This window comes from Streptomyces sp. NPDC044061 (genome assembly GCF_056434305.1).
This window is the reverse complement of the sequence record NZ_JBWKFL010000006.1, coordinates 276,352-291,244: the sequence shown is the minus strand read 5'-3', so window position 1 is coordinate 291,244 and position 14,893 is coordinate 276,352. Positions and strand designations below refer to the sequence as shown.

At 73.4% G+C, this 14,893-nt stretch carries 11 protein-coding genes; 6 read left to right on the top strand and 5 right to left on the bottom strand.

Annotated elements, in window-relative coordinates:
* Positions 1–4 precede the first annotated feature (4 nt).
* On the top strand, positions 5–1,066 hold the full coding sequence (locus AC07CM_RS12685) for an ABC transporter ATP-binding protein (protein ID WP_478876364.1): 1,062 nt from the start codon (positions 5–7) through the stop codon (positions 1,064–1,066).
* A 13-nt stretch (positions 1,067–1,079) separates the two neighbouring features.
* Positions 1,080–2,192: an ABC transporter ATP-binding protein gene (locus AC07CM_RS12680; RefSeq protein WP_478876363.1), complete on the top strand. Its 1,113-nt coding sequence runs from the start codon at positions 1,080–1,082 to the stop codon at positions 2,190–2,192.
* A gap of 15 nt (positions 2,193–2,207) precedes the next feature.
* On the opposite strand, the gene AC07CM_RS12675 is transcribed toward AC07CM_RS12680, so the two are convergent.
* Positions 2,208–2,987 (bottom strand): class I SAM-dependent methyltransferase, encoded by a 780-nt coding sequence (locus AC07CM_RS12675; RefSeq protein WP_478876362.1) that lies wholly within the window; start codon positions 2,985–2,987, stop codon positions 2,208–2,210.
* 56 nt (positions 2,988–3,043) lie between these two features.
* Positions 3,044–4,336, bottom strand: a complete 1,293-nt coding sequence (locus tag AC07CM_RS12670) for an MFS transporter (protein WP_478876361.1) — start codon at positions 4,334–4,336, stop codon at positions 3,044–3,046.
* Between the two features lie 222 nt (positions 4,337–4,558).
* Here AC07CM_RS12670 and AC07CM_RS12665 point away from each other — a divergent pair, with 222 nt between their 5' ends.
* Genes AC07CM_RS12665 through AC07CM_RS12650 form a run of 4 tightly spaced genes read left to right on the top strand, consistent with a single transcriptional unit; the run spans position 4,559 to position 12,218 of the window.
* Positions 4,559–7,459, top strand: a complete 2,901-nt coding sequence (locus AC07CM_RS12665; RefSeq protein ID WP_478876360.1) for a condensation domain-containing protein — start codon at positions 4,559–4,561, stop codon at positions 7,457–7,459.
* A gap of 47 nt (positions 7,460–7,506) precedes the next feature.
* Positions 7,507–8,223 carry a thioesterase II family protein gene (locus AC07CM_RS12660; RefSeq protein WP_478876359.1) on the top strand — a complete coding sequence of 239 codons (717 nt, stop codon included), beginning with the start codon at positions 7,507–7,509 and terminating at the stop codon, positions 8,221–8,223.
* A gap of 22 nt (positions 8,224–8,245) precedes the next feature.
* Positions 8,246–10,720: an amino acid adenylation domain-containing protein gene (locus AC07CM_RS12655; protein WP_478876358.1), complete on the top strand. Its 2,475-nt coding sequence runs from the start codon at positions 8,246–8,248 to the stop codon at positions 10,718–10,720.
* Between the two features lie 13 nt (positions 10,721–10,733).
* The gene (locus AC07CM_RS12650) at positions 10,734–12,218 is read left to right on the top strand and encodes a condensation domain-containing protein (protein ID WP_478876357.1); all 1,485 of its coding nucleotides are present in this window, start codon (positions 10,734–10,736) and stop codon (positions 12,216–12,218) included.
* 90 nt (positions 12,219–12,308) lie between these two features.
* Here the strand turns inward: AC07CM_RS12650 and AC07CM_RS12645 are convergent, their stop codons facing one another.
* Genes AC07CM_RS12645 through AC07CM_RS12635 form a run of 3 tightly spaced genes read right to left on the bottom strand, consistent with a single transcriptional unit; the run spans position 12,309 to position 14,874 of the window.
* Positions 12,309–13,544, bottom strand: coding sequence for a phospholipase D-like domain-containing protein (locus AC07CM_RS12645; RefSeq protein WP_478876356.1), 1,236 nt, complete (start codon positions 13,542–13,544; stop codon positions 12,309–12,311).
* A 41-nt stretch (positions 13,545–13,585) separates the two neighbouring features.
* Complete coding sequence (locus AC07CM_RS12640) at positions 13,586–14,095, bottom strand: DinB family protein (RefSeq protein WP_478876355.1); 510 nt, start codon at positions 14,093–14,095, stop codon at positions 13,586–13,588.
* A gap of 14 nt (positions 14,096–14,109) precedes the next feature.
* Positions 14,110–14,874 (bottom strand): 3-oxoacyl-ACP reductase, encoded by a 765-nt coding sequence (locus tag AC07CM_RS12635; RefSeq protein WP_478876354.1) that lies wholly within the window; start codon positions 14,872–14,874, stop codon positions 14,110–14,112.
* Positions 14,875–14,893: the final 19 nt, after the last annotated feature.

Below are 14,893 nucleotides of genomic sequence, written 5' to 3'. Positions count from 1 at the left end.
CACCGTGACCACACTGACCAAGACCGAGGACGCGTCGGCCCCGACCGGTCCGGAGAGCTTCCTCTCGGTGCGCGATCTGAAGGTGCAGTTCTCCACCGAGGACGGCATCGTCAAGGCGGTCGACGGCCTCTCCTTCGACGTCGAGCGCGGCAAGACCCTGGGCATCGTCGGCGAGTCCGGCTCCGGAAAGTCCGTCACCAACCTGACGATCCTGGGCCTGCACAACCCCCGCACCTCGACCATCGACGGCGAGATCGTCCTCGACGGCAAGGAACTCGTCACCGCCAAAGAGAAGGAGCTGGAGCAGCTCCGCGGCAACAAGATGGCGATGATCTTCCAGGACCCGCTGACCGCCCTGTCGCCGTTCTACACGGTGGGCCGCCAGCTGTCCGAGCCGTTCATGAAGCACCGCGGCGCCTCCAAGAAAGAGGCGAAGGACCGGGCCATCCAGATGCTGGAGAAGGTCGGCATCCCGCAGCCCAAGGTCCGCTTCGACGACTACCCGCACCAGTTCTCCGGGGGTATGCGCCAGCGCGCCATGATCGCCATGGCGCTGATGTGCGACCCCGACCTGCTGATCGCCGACGAGCCGACCACCGCGCTCGACGTGACCGTGCAGGCGCAGATCCTGGACCTGCTCAAGGACCTGCAGCAGGAGTTCGGCTCCGCGATCATCTTCATCACCCACGACCTCGGCGTCATCTCCCACATGGCGGACGACCTGCTGGTGATGTACGCCGGCCGGGCCGTGGAGCGCGGCACCGTCAAGGAGGTGCTGCACGACCCGAAGCACCCCTACACCTGGGGCCTGCTCAGCTCGATGCCGCGTCTGGACAGCGACATCAACACGGCGCTGACGCCGATCCCCGGCAGCCCGCCCTCGCTGCTCAACCCGCCGTCGGGCTGCCCCTTCCACCCGCGCTGCGCGTTCAAGGACGAGGTGCAGGGCAACCTGTGCTCCGAGGTCCGGCCGCCGCTGGGCGAGGGCCGCTCCACCGCGTGCCACCTCACGCCCGAGCAGAAGCAGACCATCTTCATCGACCAGATCCAGCCCCGGCTGCGATAGGGAGAACCGAGACATGAGCGACAACCTCACCCTCCCCGCACAGCAGGGCACCACCGGCACCTCGTCGGAGACGCTGCTCGAGGTCAAGGGACTGACCAAGCACTTCCCGATCTACGGCGGCTTTCCGATCAAGCGGAAGGTCGGCGCGGTGCAGGCCGTCGACGGCATCGACCTGACCGTCGGCGTCGGCGAGAGCGTCGGCCTGGTCGGCGAGTCCGGCTGCGGCAAGTCGACCACGGGCCGGCTCATCACCCGGCTGCTGGAGCCGACCGGCGGCACCATTCACTACGCGGGGCGGGACATCACCACCGCCTCGCGGCGCGAACTGGCGCCCGTCCGGTCCGAGATCCAGATGATCTTCCAGGACCCGTACTCCTCGCTGAACCCGCGCCAGACCGTCGGCACGATCATCAAGTCGCCGATGGAGGTCAACGGCATCGAGCCGGAGGGCGGCCGGGAGAAGAAGGCGCGGGAGCTGCTGGAGCTCGTCGGTCTGAACCCGGAGCACTACAACCGCTTCCCGCACGAGTTCTCCGGCGGTCAGCGTCAGCGCATCGGCGTCGCCCGCGCCCTGGCGCTGAGCCCGAAGCTGATCGTGGCGGACGAGCCGGTCTCCGCGCTGGACGTGTCCATCCAGGCGCAGGTGGTGAACCTGCTCCAGGAGGTTCAGAAGGAACTGGGCATCGCCTTCCTGTTCATCGCCCACGACCTGGCCGTCGTGCGGCACTTCTCGCAGCGCGTCGCGGTGATGTACCTCGGCAAGGTGGTCGAGGTCGGTGACCGGGACTCGATCTACAACCGGCCCCGGCACCCGTACACCCACGCCCTGCTCTCGGCCGTCCCCGAGGTCGGCGTGGACGAGGAGACCGCGGACCGCGAGCGGATCCGTCTCTCCGGCGACGTCCCCTCGCCGATCCACCCGCCGTCCGGCTGCCGCTTCCGCACCCGCTGCTGGAAGGCCCAGGACAAGTGTGCGACCGAGGAGCCGCCGCTGGTCCAGATCTCCGGGAACCGGGACGGCCACCTGACGGCCTGCCACTTCCCGGAGGAGCCGACCACCGAGGCCCGCGACGAGGACATCGTCCTGGACCCGGCGCTGGCGGCGCTCGAGGACACGGACAAGTAGGGACTTTCTTTCGGATCAGGCCCCGCGACCCCGGCAGGATCCGAAAGAGAGGCCCTGGTCCTTCGGCCGGGCGACGGTGACGATCTCGGGGCTGGCGGGGGTGACGGGCCCCCGCCCCCAGTCCCCGTAGCGTTCGGCGACGGTCAGGCCGGCCTCGCCGAGGAAGCCGTCCAGGGCGTCGGCGTCCAGGAACCGCAGGGTGCTCCGGCACACCTGCGGCCGGCGCCAGCGCGTCCCCGCGTAGGTCTCCGTGAACGTGACCCGGTCCCCGGTGGGGGCCGGGTCGACGTCGTGCCAGACGCGTACCGGCTCGCCGTCCCGGTCGGTGATCTCGTGCACCCGGTCCGGGGTCCAGCGCTCCCAGGCCCGGGCGGCCGGGTTGCGGGTCTCGAAGACGAACCGGCCGCCGCCGGCGAGCGCCCGGCGCACTCCGTGCAGCAGGCCGCGCACCTGTTCGTCGGCGAGGATCTCCTGGAAGGCGTGACCGGTCATCACGACCAGGTCGAACGACCCGTCCCAGGCATGGGTCGTCAGGTCCCCGAGCACCCATTCGGCGCCCGGCTGCGCGCGCCGCGCCTGTACGAGCATGGCTGCCGCCGGGTCCAGGCCGGTGAGCCGGCCCCGGTGCCCGGCCCTCCGGGCGCCGCGCAGCAGCCGCCCGGTTCCGCAGCCGACGTCGAGGACCGCCTCGGCCGCCATGACGAGCTCCAGGTAGAAGTCGTCGTCGGGGCCCCATGGGTTCAACCTGTCGTAGAGCGCGGCGAGTTCGACGTCACGGAAAACGCTGTCCACCATGCCCGCAGTGTGCCTGGCGACCGGGCGGCGGTGTCGGTGAACGGCAGGACCGGAGGTCAGTTCTCACCGGATTCGGGAGCCCCGGTCCCGGTGCCGGGCTCCGGGAGCGTGTCGAGCGCGCGGCGAGGGAGCAGCGGCAGGGCGAGAAGGGTGCACAGGAGTAGCAGGCCGGCAGCGAAGAAGAACGGCGCCCGCAGCCCGAACCGGTCCGCGACCAGCCCGCCGGCGAGCCCACCGAGCGGCGTCAGACCGTTGATCACCAGCCGGTAGGCCCCGTTGACCTGGCCGAAACGCTCCTTCGGGACCAGGGTCTGCCGCAGCGTCGCCGTGATGACGTTGCCGAGCGTGATGGCGGCGCCGACGAACGTCAGCGCGAGGGCGGCCACCATGGGGTGCGAGGTCCAGCCGGCGACGGCGAAGGACGCCGGGCACAGGGCGAAGGAGAGCTGCAGGGCCCGGCCGCGGCCCAGCGCGGAGACCACCATCGGCGCGGTCACCACGCCGATCAGTCCGCCGCCGGCGATGACCAGCATCAGCAGTCCGTACATGGTTTGGCTGAGCCTGAGCGTGTCCAGGGCGTAGAGCACGGCGATGCCGAGCACCGCCAGGACAGCGAAGTTGAACAGGGCCACCAGCAGGCACACCACCCGCAGCAGCCGGTGCCGCCACAGCCACACCATCCCGGCCGCGGTGCGCGACCCCAGCGTCCGCAGCGTGAGGGGCGCGCCCGGTACGGCCGCGCCGTTCGGGCGGACCTTGAGGACGAGGAGCGCGGACACCGCGAAGCACGCGGTGGCGACCCCGAACGGCAGCACGTGCGCCATCGTGAACAGGGCCGTGCCCAGCGGTGGGCCGAGGAACTCCATCGTGATCAACTGGCCGGTGAGCAGCCTGCTGTTGGCCGAGTCGAGGGCGTCGGTGACGGCCATGTCGGGCACCACGGCCTGTGCCAGGTTCTCCGCCATCGTCTCGACCGAACTCAGCAGGAAGGCGACCACCACCAGGGCGGTGAGACTCACCCGGCCGGTGAGGAGCACCGTGACCAGGCCGGCCAGGACGGCGGTTCTGGCCGCGTCGCACAGCCACAGCAGGCGGTAGCGGTCCCAGTGGTCGATGAGCGTTCCGGCGAAGGGGCCCACCAGCACCCAGGGCAGTTGCCCGGCCACCGTCACCAGCGACACCTGCAACGGATCGCTGGTGACCGTGGTCGCCAGGACGGCCAGAGCGATCATCCGGACCCCGTCGCCCAGGCCGGAGAACGTCGTCGCGGCCCACAGTCGGCGGAATCCCGGGCCGAAGCGGCGCTGGGCGGACGGGCGTGCGTGGGCGGCGAGGGCTTGTTCGGCCACCTCGGGTGACCCCCTTCTGGTCCGGGCTGCTGGCAGCCGTGGCCTGGGTGCGGGCACCCGATGCTGCCGGGGCCCTGCGGCACCGGACAGTCGGGGACTCTCCCGACTGCCGGTCGGTACGGCGCCGGTGCAGCATCCGGTGCGGTGCCATGCAGCGGAGCAGCGCAGTCACCGGGAGGCGCGCGGCCGCCCGGCCGGCGCGACGAGGAGAGACGGACGCCGATGACCGAAGAGAGCCTTGTGGCCGACACATCGTTCGCGCAGCAGAGCCTGTGGCTGCAGAACGAGATAACCCCGGGCCAGTCCGCGTACAACGTCACCGCGGCGGTACGGCTGCGCGGCTCGCTGGACATCCCGGTGCTGGAGCGCGCCCTCGGCCTCGTCGTGGAGCGTCACGAGGTGCTGCGCACCACCTTCGACCTCGACGGCGGCGATCCGGTGCAGGTGATCCACCCGGCGGGGCCGGTCGACGTCGCGGTGCTGGACACCACGGAGGAGGACTTCGAGGAGACCGCCCGCCGTGAGCTGGAGACGCCCTTCGACCTGCGGCAGGGCCCGCTCATGCGGTTCCGGCTGCTGCGCCTCGGGCCCGACCACCATGTGGCGCTGCTCGCCATCCACCACATCGTCACCGACGGCCTGTCCTCGGGCATCCTCTTCCTGGAGCTGACCGCGGCCTATGCGGCCCTCCTGGCGGGACGGGCTCCACAGCTGCCCGAACTCGCCATCCAATACGCCGACTTCGCCGCCTGGCAGCGTGACCGGCTCAGCGGGGAGCACCTGGCGGAGCTGCGCGCGCACTGGGCCCGTGAGCTGTCCGGCGCGCGGCCCCCGGAGCTGCCGACCGACCGGCCGCGGCCCGCCGTCGCCAGCGGCCGGGGCGCCGCCCACCACTTCCCGCTGCCGTCCGCTCTGGTGCAGCGCGTGGAGGCGCTCGCCCGCCGGCGCACCGCGACCCCGTTCATGGTGCTGCTGGCCGCCTTCAACGTGCTGCTCGCCCGCTACGCGGGACAGGACGACATCACCGTCGTCTCCCCGCTGGCCGGTCGCACCAGGCCCGAACTCGAGGGACTCATCGGCTACTTCGTCAATCCGCTGTTCCTGCGTACGGACCTGTCCGGCGACCCCACCTTCCTCGAACTGCTCGACCGGGTGCGGACGACCTTCCAGGGTGCCGTGGCCCATCAGGAACTGCCCTTCGAGCAGGCCGCCGACCTGCTGCGCCGGCACGGGCCGGGCGCCGGCGAGGACCCCGCCCGGGTGCTGATGGTGCTCCAGGCCAAGGCCCCCGAGCGCTGGCACGCCGCCGGACTCACCTTCGAGATGGTGCACGTCGGCACCGGCACCGCCAAGATGGACCTGGCCATGGACATCCGGCCGGGCGACGACGGCCACCGGGTGGTGCTGGAGTACAGCACCGACGTGTTCGACGCGGACACGGTACGGCGCCTGGCCGGTCACTTCGTCGCCGTCCTCGAGGCGATCGCCGAGCAGCCGGACCGCCCCGTGTCCCGGCTGCCGCTGCTGGACGCCGAGGAACGCCAAACGGTCCTGGCCGCCGCGCCCGGCGCGCTCGGCGAGCCCGTCACCGGCCCGGTCCACGGGGCCGTGGAGCGGTGGGCGGCCGCGACACCGGACGCCCCGGCGCTGACCACACCGGAGACCGAGCTGTCCTACCGGCAGCTCGACCAGCGGGCCGAGGAGCTGGCCGTGCGGCTGCGTGCGCAGGGCGTGCGCCCCGGCACACCGGTGGCCCTGCGCAGCGCGCCGTCGGCCGACCTGGCGGTGGCCGCGTACGCCGTCCTCAAGGCGGGCGGCGCCTGCTTCCCGCTCCATCCCGGCCTGCCCGAACCGCTGGCGCACACGCTCCTCACCGAGTCCGGGGCCTCGCCGACCCTCCCGGAGAACACCGGGCCGGTGCCGGTCTCCACCCCGAGGGCACCCGTGCCGGGCTCGGCGCCCGCCCTGCTGGCCTGGGCGGTGACCGGCCCGGGCGCCGTCGCCACCGTGCCCATCGGTCACACGGAGCTGCTCGCCGCCGCCCTGGGCACCGCGGCCGCGCTGGACCTCGGCCCCGGCGGCCGCTGGAGGTGCGCGCCGGACAGCCCCGAGCAGTTCCTGCGCGAGCTGCTGCCGGCGCTGACCAGCGGCGCCACCCTCGACCTCGCTCCCGCGGCGGACGCGCAGACCGCCGAAGGGGAACAGCCCGCACCCCGGCTCCGGGTCCTGCCCGGTACCGCCGGCGCGTACGCCGTGGCTCCGCCGTCCGCCGGCTCGGACCCGGTGGCGCACCGGCCGGCGGGCTACGCCCTGTACGTCCTCGACGAGCACCTGGAACCCGTGCCCTTCGGCGCCGTCGGTGAACTCCACCTCGGCGGGCCCGCCGTCGGCACCGGGCCGGACGGCGCCCCCGGCCGGACGACCGCGACCCACCTGCCCGATCCCTACGGCGACCGACCGGGCGGCCGGCTGTTCAGGACCGGCGAGCGGGCCCGGCTGCGCCCCGACGGCACCGTACTGCTGCTCGGCCGGACCGACGGCCTGCTCACCCGCCAGGCACTGCCGGTCGACCCGGCCGCGGTCGAGTCCGCCCTGGCCGGCCTGCCGGGCGTCGCCTCCTGTGCCGTCGTCCTCCGCGCCGTACCGCAGAGCGGCCCGTGCCCCGTCGCCTACGTCGTGCCCCGGCCCGGCGAACACACCGACCCCGAGGCACTGCTGAAGCTGCTGCGCGACCGGGTCCCCGGTCCCTGGCTGCCCGCGGCCGTCGTCGAGGCCGAGGCCCTGCCGCGGACCGCGTCCGGGGACCTCGCCGTCGACGAGCTGCCCGCCTGGCCCGCCCCGAACAGCCCCGCCGGCACGGGGGACCGCGCGCCCCGCACCCCGTTCGAGGAGGAGGTCGCCCGGATCTGGGCGGAGGTGCTGGAGGTGGACGCGGTCGGCATCCACGACAACTTCTTCGACCTGGGCGGGCAGTCGCTGACCGCCGTACGGCTGGCGGCGCGGCTGCGCGACACCTTCGCCGTCGAGCTCGCCCTGAGCGACCTCTACGCCGACTTCACGGTCGCCGAGGTCGCCTGGACGATCCTGCGGCGGCTGACCGGGGACCATCCGGCGGCCGACTGAGCCATCGGCGAACGGCCGCGGACAGAACACGAGAAGCGAGGAAAGACATGTCTGGCACCACTCTGCTGTGCCTGCCCCCGGCCGGCGCGGGCGCCGCGTTCTTCCGGCCCTGGGTCGGCAGCCACCCCGACCTGCGCGTCGTCCCCGTCCAACTGCCGGGCCGGGAGAAGCGGTTCGCCGAGCCGGAGTGCCGGGACGTCGGCACGCTGCTCGACGTGATCGTGCCCGAACTGCTGCGGGAGACCGAGGGCGCCGACCGGGTCGCCGTCTTCGGCCACAGCTTCGGCGCCTTCCTGGCGTACGAGACCGCACGCGCCCTCGCCCGCGTGGCACCCCACCTGAACCTGGTACTGGTCCCGAGCGGCGCCACCCCGCCCGGCACCCCGCGTGCCGAGCGCATCACCGGGCTGCCCGACGACGCGTTCGTCGCCGGCGTACGACGGATCGCCGGCTACCACCACCCGGCCCTGGACGACCCCGAACTGCGCGAACTGCTGCTCCCGCCGCTGCGCACCGACATCGCGATGCAGGAGAGCCACCGGCCGGATCCGGCCGAGCGGCTGCCCTTCCCGGTGCTGAGCGTGCGCGGCGCCGACGACGACGTGGTCTCCGCGGAGTCCGCCGGTGCCTGGCGGGGCGCGACCACCGGGCCCTTCCGCCTCGTCGAGCTGCCGGGCGGCCACATGTACCTGGTCGACTCCTGGCCCCTGCTACTGGACCGCCTCGCGCAGGAACTGCACGGCCTGATGACCGGCGCCCACTGAGCACCCCCGCACTGGAGACCTCATGTCGGATCACGCAACCGTGCACGCCGCGCCCCCGGCCGACGCCGGGCTGACCGCCCGCATGACCGCCGTCTGGGAGGAGGCGCTCGGCTGGAGCGTCACCGATCCCGGGGCGAGTCTGTTCGACCTGGGCGGCAACAGCCTCACGGCGGCCCGGATCGCCAAGCTCAGCCGCGCCGAGTTCGGCGTGGACATCTCCGTACGCGCGCTCTACGAGCACCAGTCGCTCGACGCGTTCACCCGCCATGTGGCCGGTGCGGCCCCGGCACGGACCGAGCCCTCCCGACCGCGTCGGGCCCGGCCCGCCCCCGAGCCGGATGCCGGGGAACCGGCGGGCGCGGGGACCCGGCTGCGGCCACGGCTGACCGGGCCGGGCGAGCGCGGGCGCGTCCGAGCCGGCGCGGCACTGAGCGGTCCCGCGCGCGCGGCCCTCGCCTCCTTCGGCGGCGGCCGTGGCGACGGCGAGACCGTGCTGCTCGGCGCCGCCACGGGTGTGGCGGTCGCCGCGGCGGAGGACACCGACGAGGCGGTGGTGCACCTGTGGCGCGCGAACGGGCCGGTCCCCGTCCCGGTCGGCAGACGGCGGGCGGCGGGCACCGAGGAGTTGCTGCGAAGCGTGGCCGACTCCGCGTGTACGGCGGGTGCCGCCGAGGCCGGGATCGACGTGCTCGTCGCCGGCGCACCCGTGGTCCTGCCCAGTGCGCCCCCACCGCTCGTGGTCACCCTCGAAGGCGACGCGGACGGCGGACGCCGGCTGTGCGTGGACGCCGACGGCGGGCGGTTCGAACCGTGGTTCGCGCAGGTGCTGGCCGAAGTGATCGACCACGTACTGGGCGGCCTCGGCGGTCCGGACACCCCGCTCGACGCCCTCGGCCTGGTCCCGCCGGACGCCTCCTGGGCGGACGCGCTCACGCGGTGGGAGATCCCCGACGAGCCGGAGCCGCAGGGCACCGGCACCCTGCTGTCCGGATTCCTCGCGCACGCCGCGGCCCATCCGGACGACATCGCGGTCGCCGGAGCCGACGGTCCGGAGGTGACCTACGGCGAGCTTCGCTCGGCGGCCGAGCGCGTGGCCCGGCAGCTGCTGGCCTTCGGCGTCCGCGAGGGCGACCCGGTGGCGCTGCTCGCCCGCAAGTCGTGGCAGGCGGTGGCGGTCATGCTCGGAGTGCTGCGCGCCCGGGCCGTCCACGCCCCGCTCGACCCGGACCTGCCCGCCCCCCGGCTCGCGGCGATGCTCACCACCCTCTCCCCGGCCGCGCTGGTGACCGAGGCGGGCACAGCCGTACCGGACGCCGAAACCCTGGCCGGCCGGCCCGTGTTCGACGTGGCCGGACTCGTCGGGCGGCCCCGGGACCCGGGCGCCGACCCCTCGGTGCCGCCCCCGGGCCCGGACGACACCGCCTACGTGATCCACACCTCCGGCAGCACCGGTGTGCCCAAGGGCGTCGCCGTACGGCACGGCGCCGTCCACGCCTTCGTACGGTGGCGCGGCCGGTACCACGGGATGGACCGCGAGAGCCGCTGCCTGGTGATCTCGTCCCTGTTCTTCGACAGTTCGCTGGCGGAGATCTTCCCCGCCCTCACGGTCGGCGCCCGCCTGGTGCTGCTGCCGGAACACCTGCGGCTCGACGCCGCCCGGACCGGCGCCCTGCTGCGCGCGCACGGCGTGACCCACGCGACCGTCGTCCCCAGCCTCTACCGGATCCTTCTGGACGACCTCGCCGACGGCACCGCCCTGCGCTCGGTCACCGTCGCCGGGGAGGCCGCCTCACCGGAACTGATCGTCCGGCACCGGCGGTTGCTGCCCGGCGTCCGGCTGGTCAACGAGTACGGGCCGACGGAGAACTCCGTGGGCTCCACCGCCCTGGACTACGGCGCCGGCCATGGCGTGGGACACCCGGTCGGCCGGCCGGTGGCCGGTTCGGTCGTCCATGTCCGCGACCCGCGCGGGCACCGGCTGCCCCCCGGCTTCGCCGGCGAGATCCTGCTCTGCGGCCCCCGGCTGGCGGAGGGCTACCGGAACAACGGCGAGGCCACCGACCGGGCCTTCGTACCGGCCCCGGACGCACCGGGCGGACGTGTCTACCGCACCGGGGACCGCGGCTGGTGGCGGCCGGACGGCATCCTCGAATTCCTCGGCCGTATCGACTCGCAGGTGAAGATCCGGGGCCACCGCGTCGAACTCGGCGACATCGAGGCCCAGCTCGGCGCACTGCCCGGAGTGGAGACGGTGGCCGTCGTCCCGGTCGGGGACGGTGTCGTCGCCGAGGCGCTGGTGGCCTACGTCAGCGGACCGGCCGAGGAGGACTCGGCGACCCTGCGCGAGCGTGCCCGGCGCACGCTGCCCGCCGCGATGATGCCCGCACTCCTCGTCGTCCTGCCCGCGATGCCCCTGACGCCCAACGGAAAAGCCGACCGACAGGCACTGGCCCGAAGAGCGCCGGGCGATCTGCGTCCGGCGCCCGCGACGACATGAGGACGAGACGAGCGTGACAGCGACGAACTCGACGAACTCGACGAACTCGACGAACCCGGTGAACCCGGTGAGAACGGCGGCACCGGCGAGTCCGGTGTCCAAGGACGACCTGGAGGCCCGCAGGCGGCTGGAGGCGGCGCTGCTGCGGGCCCGCCGGCGCCCGCCCACGCCCGCGGCCGCGCCGGACGCACCGGCCGGAGCAGCCGAGGCCGCCGGGGAGACGCGGTTCCGGGCCTCGCTGGCCCAGGAGGGCATGTGGGACTCGCTGCAGGGCGGGTTCGGCTCCACCCCACCCCTGCTCCTCGGCGCACTCCGGCTGCGCGGCCCCCTCGACGTACCGGCGCTGGACGCGGCCTGGCAGGACGTCGTGGCCCGCCACGACAATCTGCGCGGCACCCTGCGCCGGGCGGACGACCGGCTGGACCTGGTGATCGCCCCGTCCCTGCGGCTGCCGGTCACCGTCACCGAACTGGACCACGCGGACTACGACCGCTTCACCCGGGAGCAGGTCGATCTCCCCGTCGACCTGGCCGAAGGGCCCCTCGCCCGGCTGCACCTGCTGCGCCTGGCGGACGACGACCACCTCGCCTTCCTGCTGATGCACCACATCATCGGCGACGGCCGGTCGGTCGAGGTCCTGGTCCGCGACCTGAGCGCCTGCTACCTGGCCCGGATCACCGGCACCCCCGCGGCCCTGCCCGAACTGCCCCTGCGCTACGGGGACTACGCGGCCGAGCACCGGGCGCGCATGGCCGGGCCGCGGGGAGCGGAGGTGACACGGTACTGGCGGGAACGCCTGGACGGCGCCGAGCCGGCCGTCCTGCCCACGGACCGCCGGCCGGACGGCGAGCCGGGCTCGCCGCTCGGCGGCTTCCTCGAGACCGAGCTGCCCGCCGACGTCTTCGACACCCTGCGGGACCTGGCCAGGGGTGCCCGTACGACCTTCCACACCATCGGTCTCGTCGCCTTCCAGACGCTGCTCGCCAGGGAGTCGGGACAGCGGGACGTCAGTGTCCGGGTGCCGGTCTCCTACCGGGACGGCACCGAACTGCGCGACCTGATCGCCGACTTCTCCAACGACGTCGTCGTCCGCACCGACCTGTCCGGGAACCCCGCGTTCGGCCCGCTGATCGCCCAGGTGCACGAGCAGAGCGCGCGGGACTTCGCCCACCACGACCTCCCCGCCCATCTGCTGGAGCCGCATCTGCCGGCACCGGGCCTGCTGGACCGGCTCTTCCACGTGCAGTTCACGACGGAACGCGATGTCGAGGCCCCGGTCCGGCTCGCCGGCCTGACGCTGGAGCAGGAGATGCCGGCGGACCCGTACATCTCCCGGCCGCTGAGCCTGCGGCTGCGCCACGACGACCGGCGCGCACGCGTCCTGGTCGCCTACGCCCTGGACCGGTTCTCCCCCGAGCGGATCGCCCGGCTGGCCGACGCCTACGCCGAGTTGCTCCGTGAGATGGCCGCGCACCCGGAGCACCGGGTCTTCGGCTGAGCCCGAGGTGGCCGGCGACGGCGAAGGGGTGGCACATCACCGATGTGCCACCCCTTCGTGCTGTCCTACGGAACTCGTCACTCCGCGGACTCACAGGAACCGGCGGATCGGCAGCACCGACGCCTCCCGCAGCCGCTGCGAGAGGGGCCGCCGCTGCCACTGCTCCTCGTCGACGGCCTCGCTCAGCGACCGGTCCCGCTCGAAGTGGCCGTCCAGGGTCGCGGTGAACTCCTCGTCCAGCACGGCCAGCATCACCTCCTCGTCGTGCTCCAGCGAACGCCGGTTCAGGTTGCTGGACCCCACCAGGGACAGCACCCCGTCCACGGTGACGATCTTGGCGTGCATCATCGTCGGCCGGTACTCCCATATCCGCACCCCGGCGGCGAGCAGATCCCCGTACAGGCGCCGGCCGGCCGACCGGCAGACGGGCTTGTCGGTGTGCGGACCGGGCACCAGCAGGTCGACCTCGACGCCGCGTCGCGCCGTCGCGCCCAGCAGCGCGGCGAAGGACGCGTCCGGCGAGAAGTAGGCCGTGGTCAGCCGTACCCGCTCCTCGGCCGACTCCAGCACCAGCCGGAACAGGGTCTGCATGTCCTGCCAGCCGTGGCCGGCGGATCCGCGGATCACCTGCACCGCGGCCGTGCCGCTGGGCGGCTGCTCGGGGAACCGGTCGTCGGCGGACACGAGTTCGCCGCGGCACTCCGCCCAGTTCTGGGTGAAGGCCGCGGCGAGTCCGTCGACGGCGGGGCCGCGCACGCTCACATGCGTGTCGCGCCACTCGGCGGCGGAGCGTGCGTCGCCGCACCACTCCTCGCCGATCCCGACACCTCCCGTGAAGGCGACCGTCTCGTCCACCACGAGCACCTTGCGGTGACAGCGGTGGTTCTGCTTGAGCGGGGACAGCGACAGAGGTCTGCGGAACCAGCCGATCCGGACCCCGGCCGCCTCCATCAGCGTCAGCAGGTCGCGCTCGATGAGTCTGCTGCCGAAGCCGTCCAGCAGCAGCCGTACCCGCACACCGGCCCGGGCCCGGCGCGCCAGCTCGACCGCGAAGGCACGGGCGACCGACCCCCGCCAGTACACGAAGGTCATCAGGTCCACGCTCCGCTCGGCCGACCTGATGGCCGCGAGCATCGCGGTGAAGATCTCGTCGCCGTTGCGCAGCGGCACCAGCGCGTTGTCCTGCGTCATGGGCACGCCGAGGAGCCGTTCCAGGCGGCGCCGGAACCGGTGCGCGCGGGCCTCGAAGCGGGGCGGGGGAGCGCCGGAGGGCGCCTGCGGCCCCGGCCGCCCGGCCGCGACCGGGCCCTGGGCGGTCTGGGTCATGAGCTCTCCTCCTGGACGGCGCCGTGCGGCTCGACGGCTCCTCAGATACCGGTGACGCCGTCCGCCAGCTCGCGGAGAACGTCGATGTGTCCGTTGTGCCGCGAGATCTCCTCGACCAGGTGCAGCAGCACCCAGCGCAGCGGCGCGTGGCGGCCGTCGCGCAGCGGCCGTGCCGCGGTGGCGTCCAGGTCGACGTCGGCGAACCGGTCCCGCAGGTCCCGGCTCTGCTCCTCGTACTCGGCGAGGAGCTGGTGCAGCGGGACGTCCAGCGCGATCCGCATCTCGCGGTCCGGGTCGTCCTCGGTGGCGGGGTGGTGGTCCTCCTCGCCGAGGAACACCACCCGCAGCCACCAGTACTCGACCCACCGGACATGGCTCACCAGCCCGGCGACGGTCATCAGTGGGGAGCCCGGCAGGGGCGCCAGACGGGCGTCCTCGTCGGACAGCCCCTCGCACTTGGCGGCCACGGTGGCCCGCGCGTAGTCGAGGAAGGTGGTGACAGTGGTGCGTTCGTCGAAGGAGACGGGAGTGTCGGTGCGCTCCGGGCTCATGCCGGCGGTGCCTTTCAGTTGGGGGTGACGTAGGCGGAGGACAGGCCGCCGTCCACGAGGAACTCGGAGGCGGTGATGAAGGAGGAGTCGTCGCTGGCCAGGAAGGCCACCGCCGCCGCGATCTCCTCGGGCTCGGCGAACCGGCCCACCGGAATGTGCACCAGACGGCGTGCCGCCCGCTCCGGGTCCTTCGCGAACAGCTCCCGCAGCAAAGGGGTGTTGACCGGCCCCGGGGACAGGGCGTTGACCCGGATGCCCTCCCGCGCGAACTGGACGCCCAGCTCGCGGGTCAGCGCCAGTACGCCGCCCTTGGACGCGGTGTAGGAGATCTGGGAGGTCGCCGCCCCCATCCGGGCCACGAACGACGCCGTGTTGATGATGGCGCCCCGGCCCTGTCGGCGCATGTACGGCAGGACGTGCTTGCAGCACAGGTAGACGGAGGTCAGGTTCACCTCCTGGACCCGGCGCCAGGCGTCCAGGCCGGTGTCCAGGATGGAGTCGTCCTCGGGGGGTGAGATGCCGGCGTTGTGGAAGGCGACGTCCACGGAGCCGTACCGGTCGTGCACCTCCTCGTACAGGGCGCGCACGTCGTCCTCCACCGCCACGTCGGCCCGGACGAACAGGCCGTCGACCTCCTTGGCCGCCGCACCGCCGGCCGTCTCGTCGATGTCGACGGCGACCACCCGGGCGCCCTCCGCGGCCAGTCGGCGTACGGAGGCCAGGCCGATCCCGCTGCCCGCGCCGGTGACGACGGCCACGCGGTTCTCAAGTCGCTGCATGATGCCTCGTCTTCTCGTT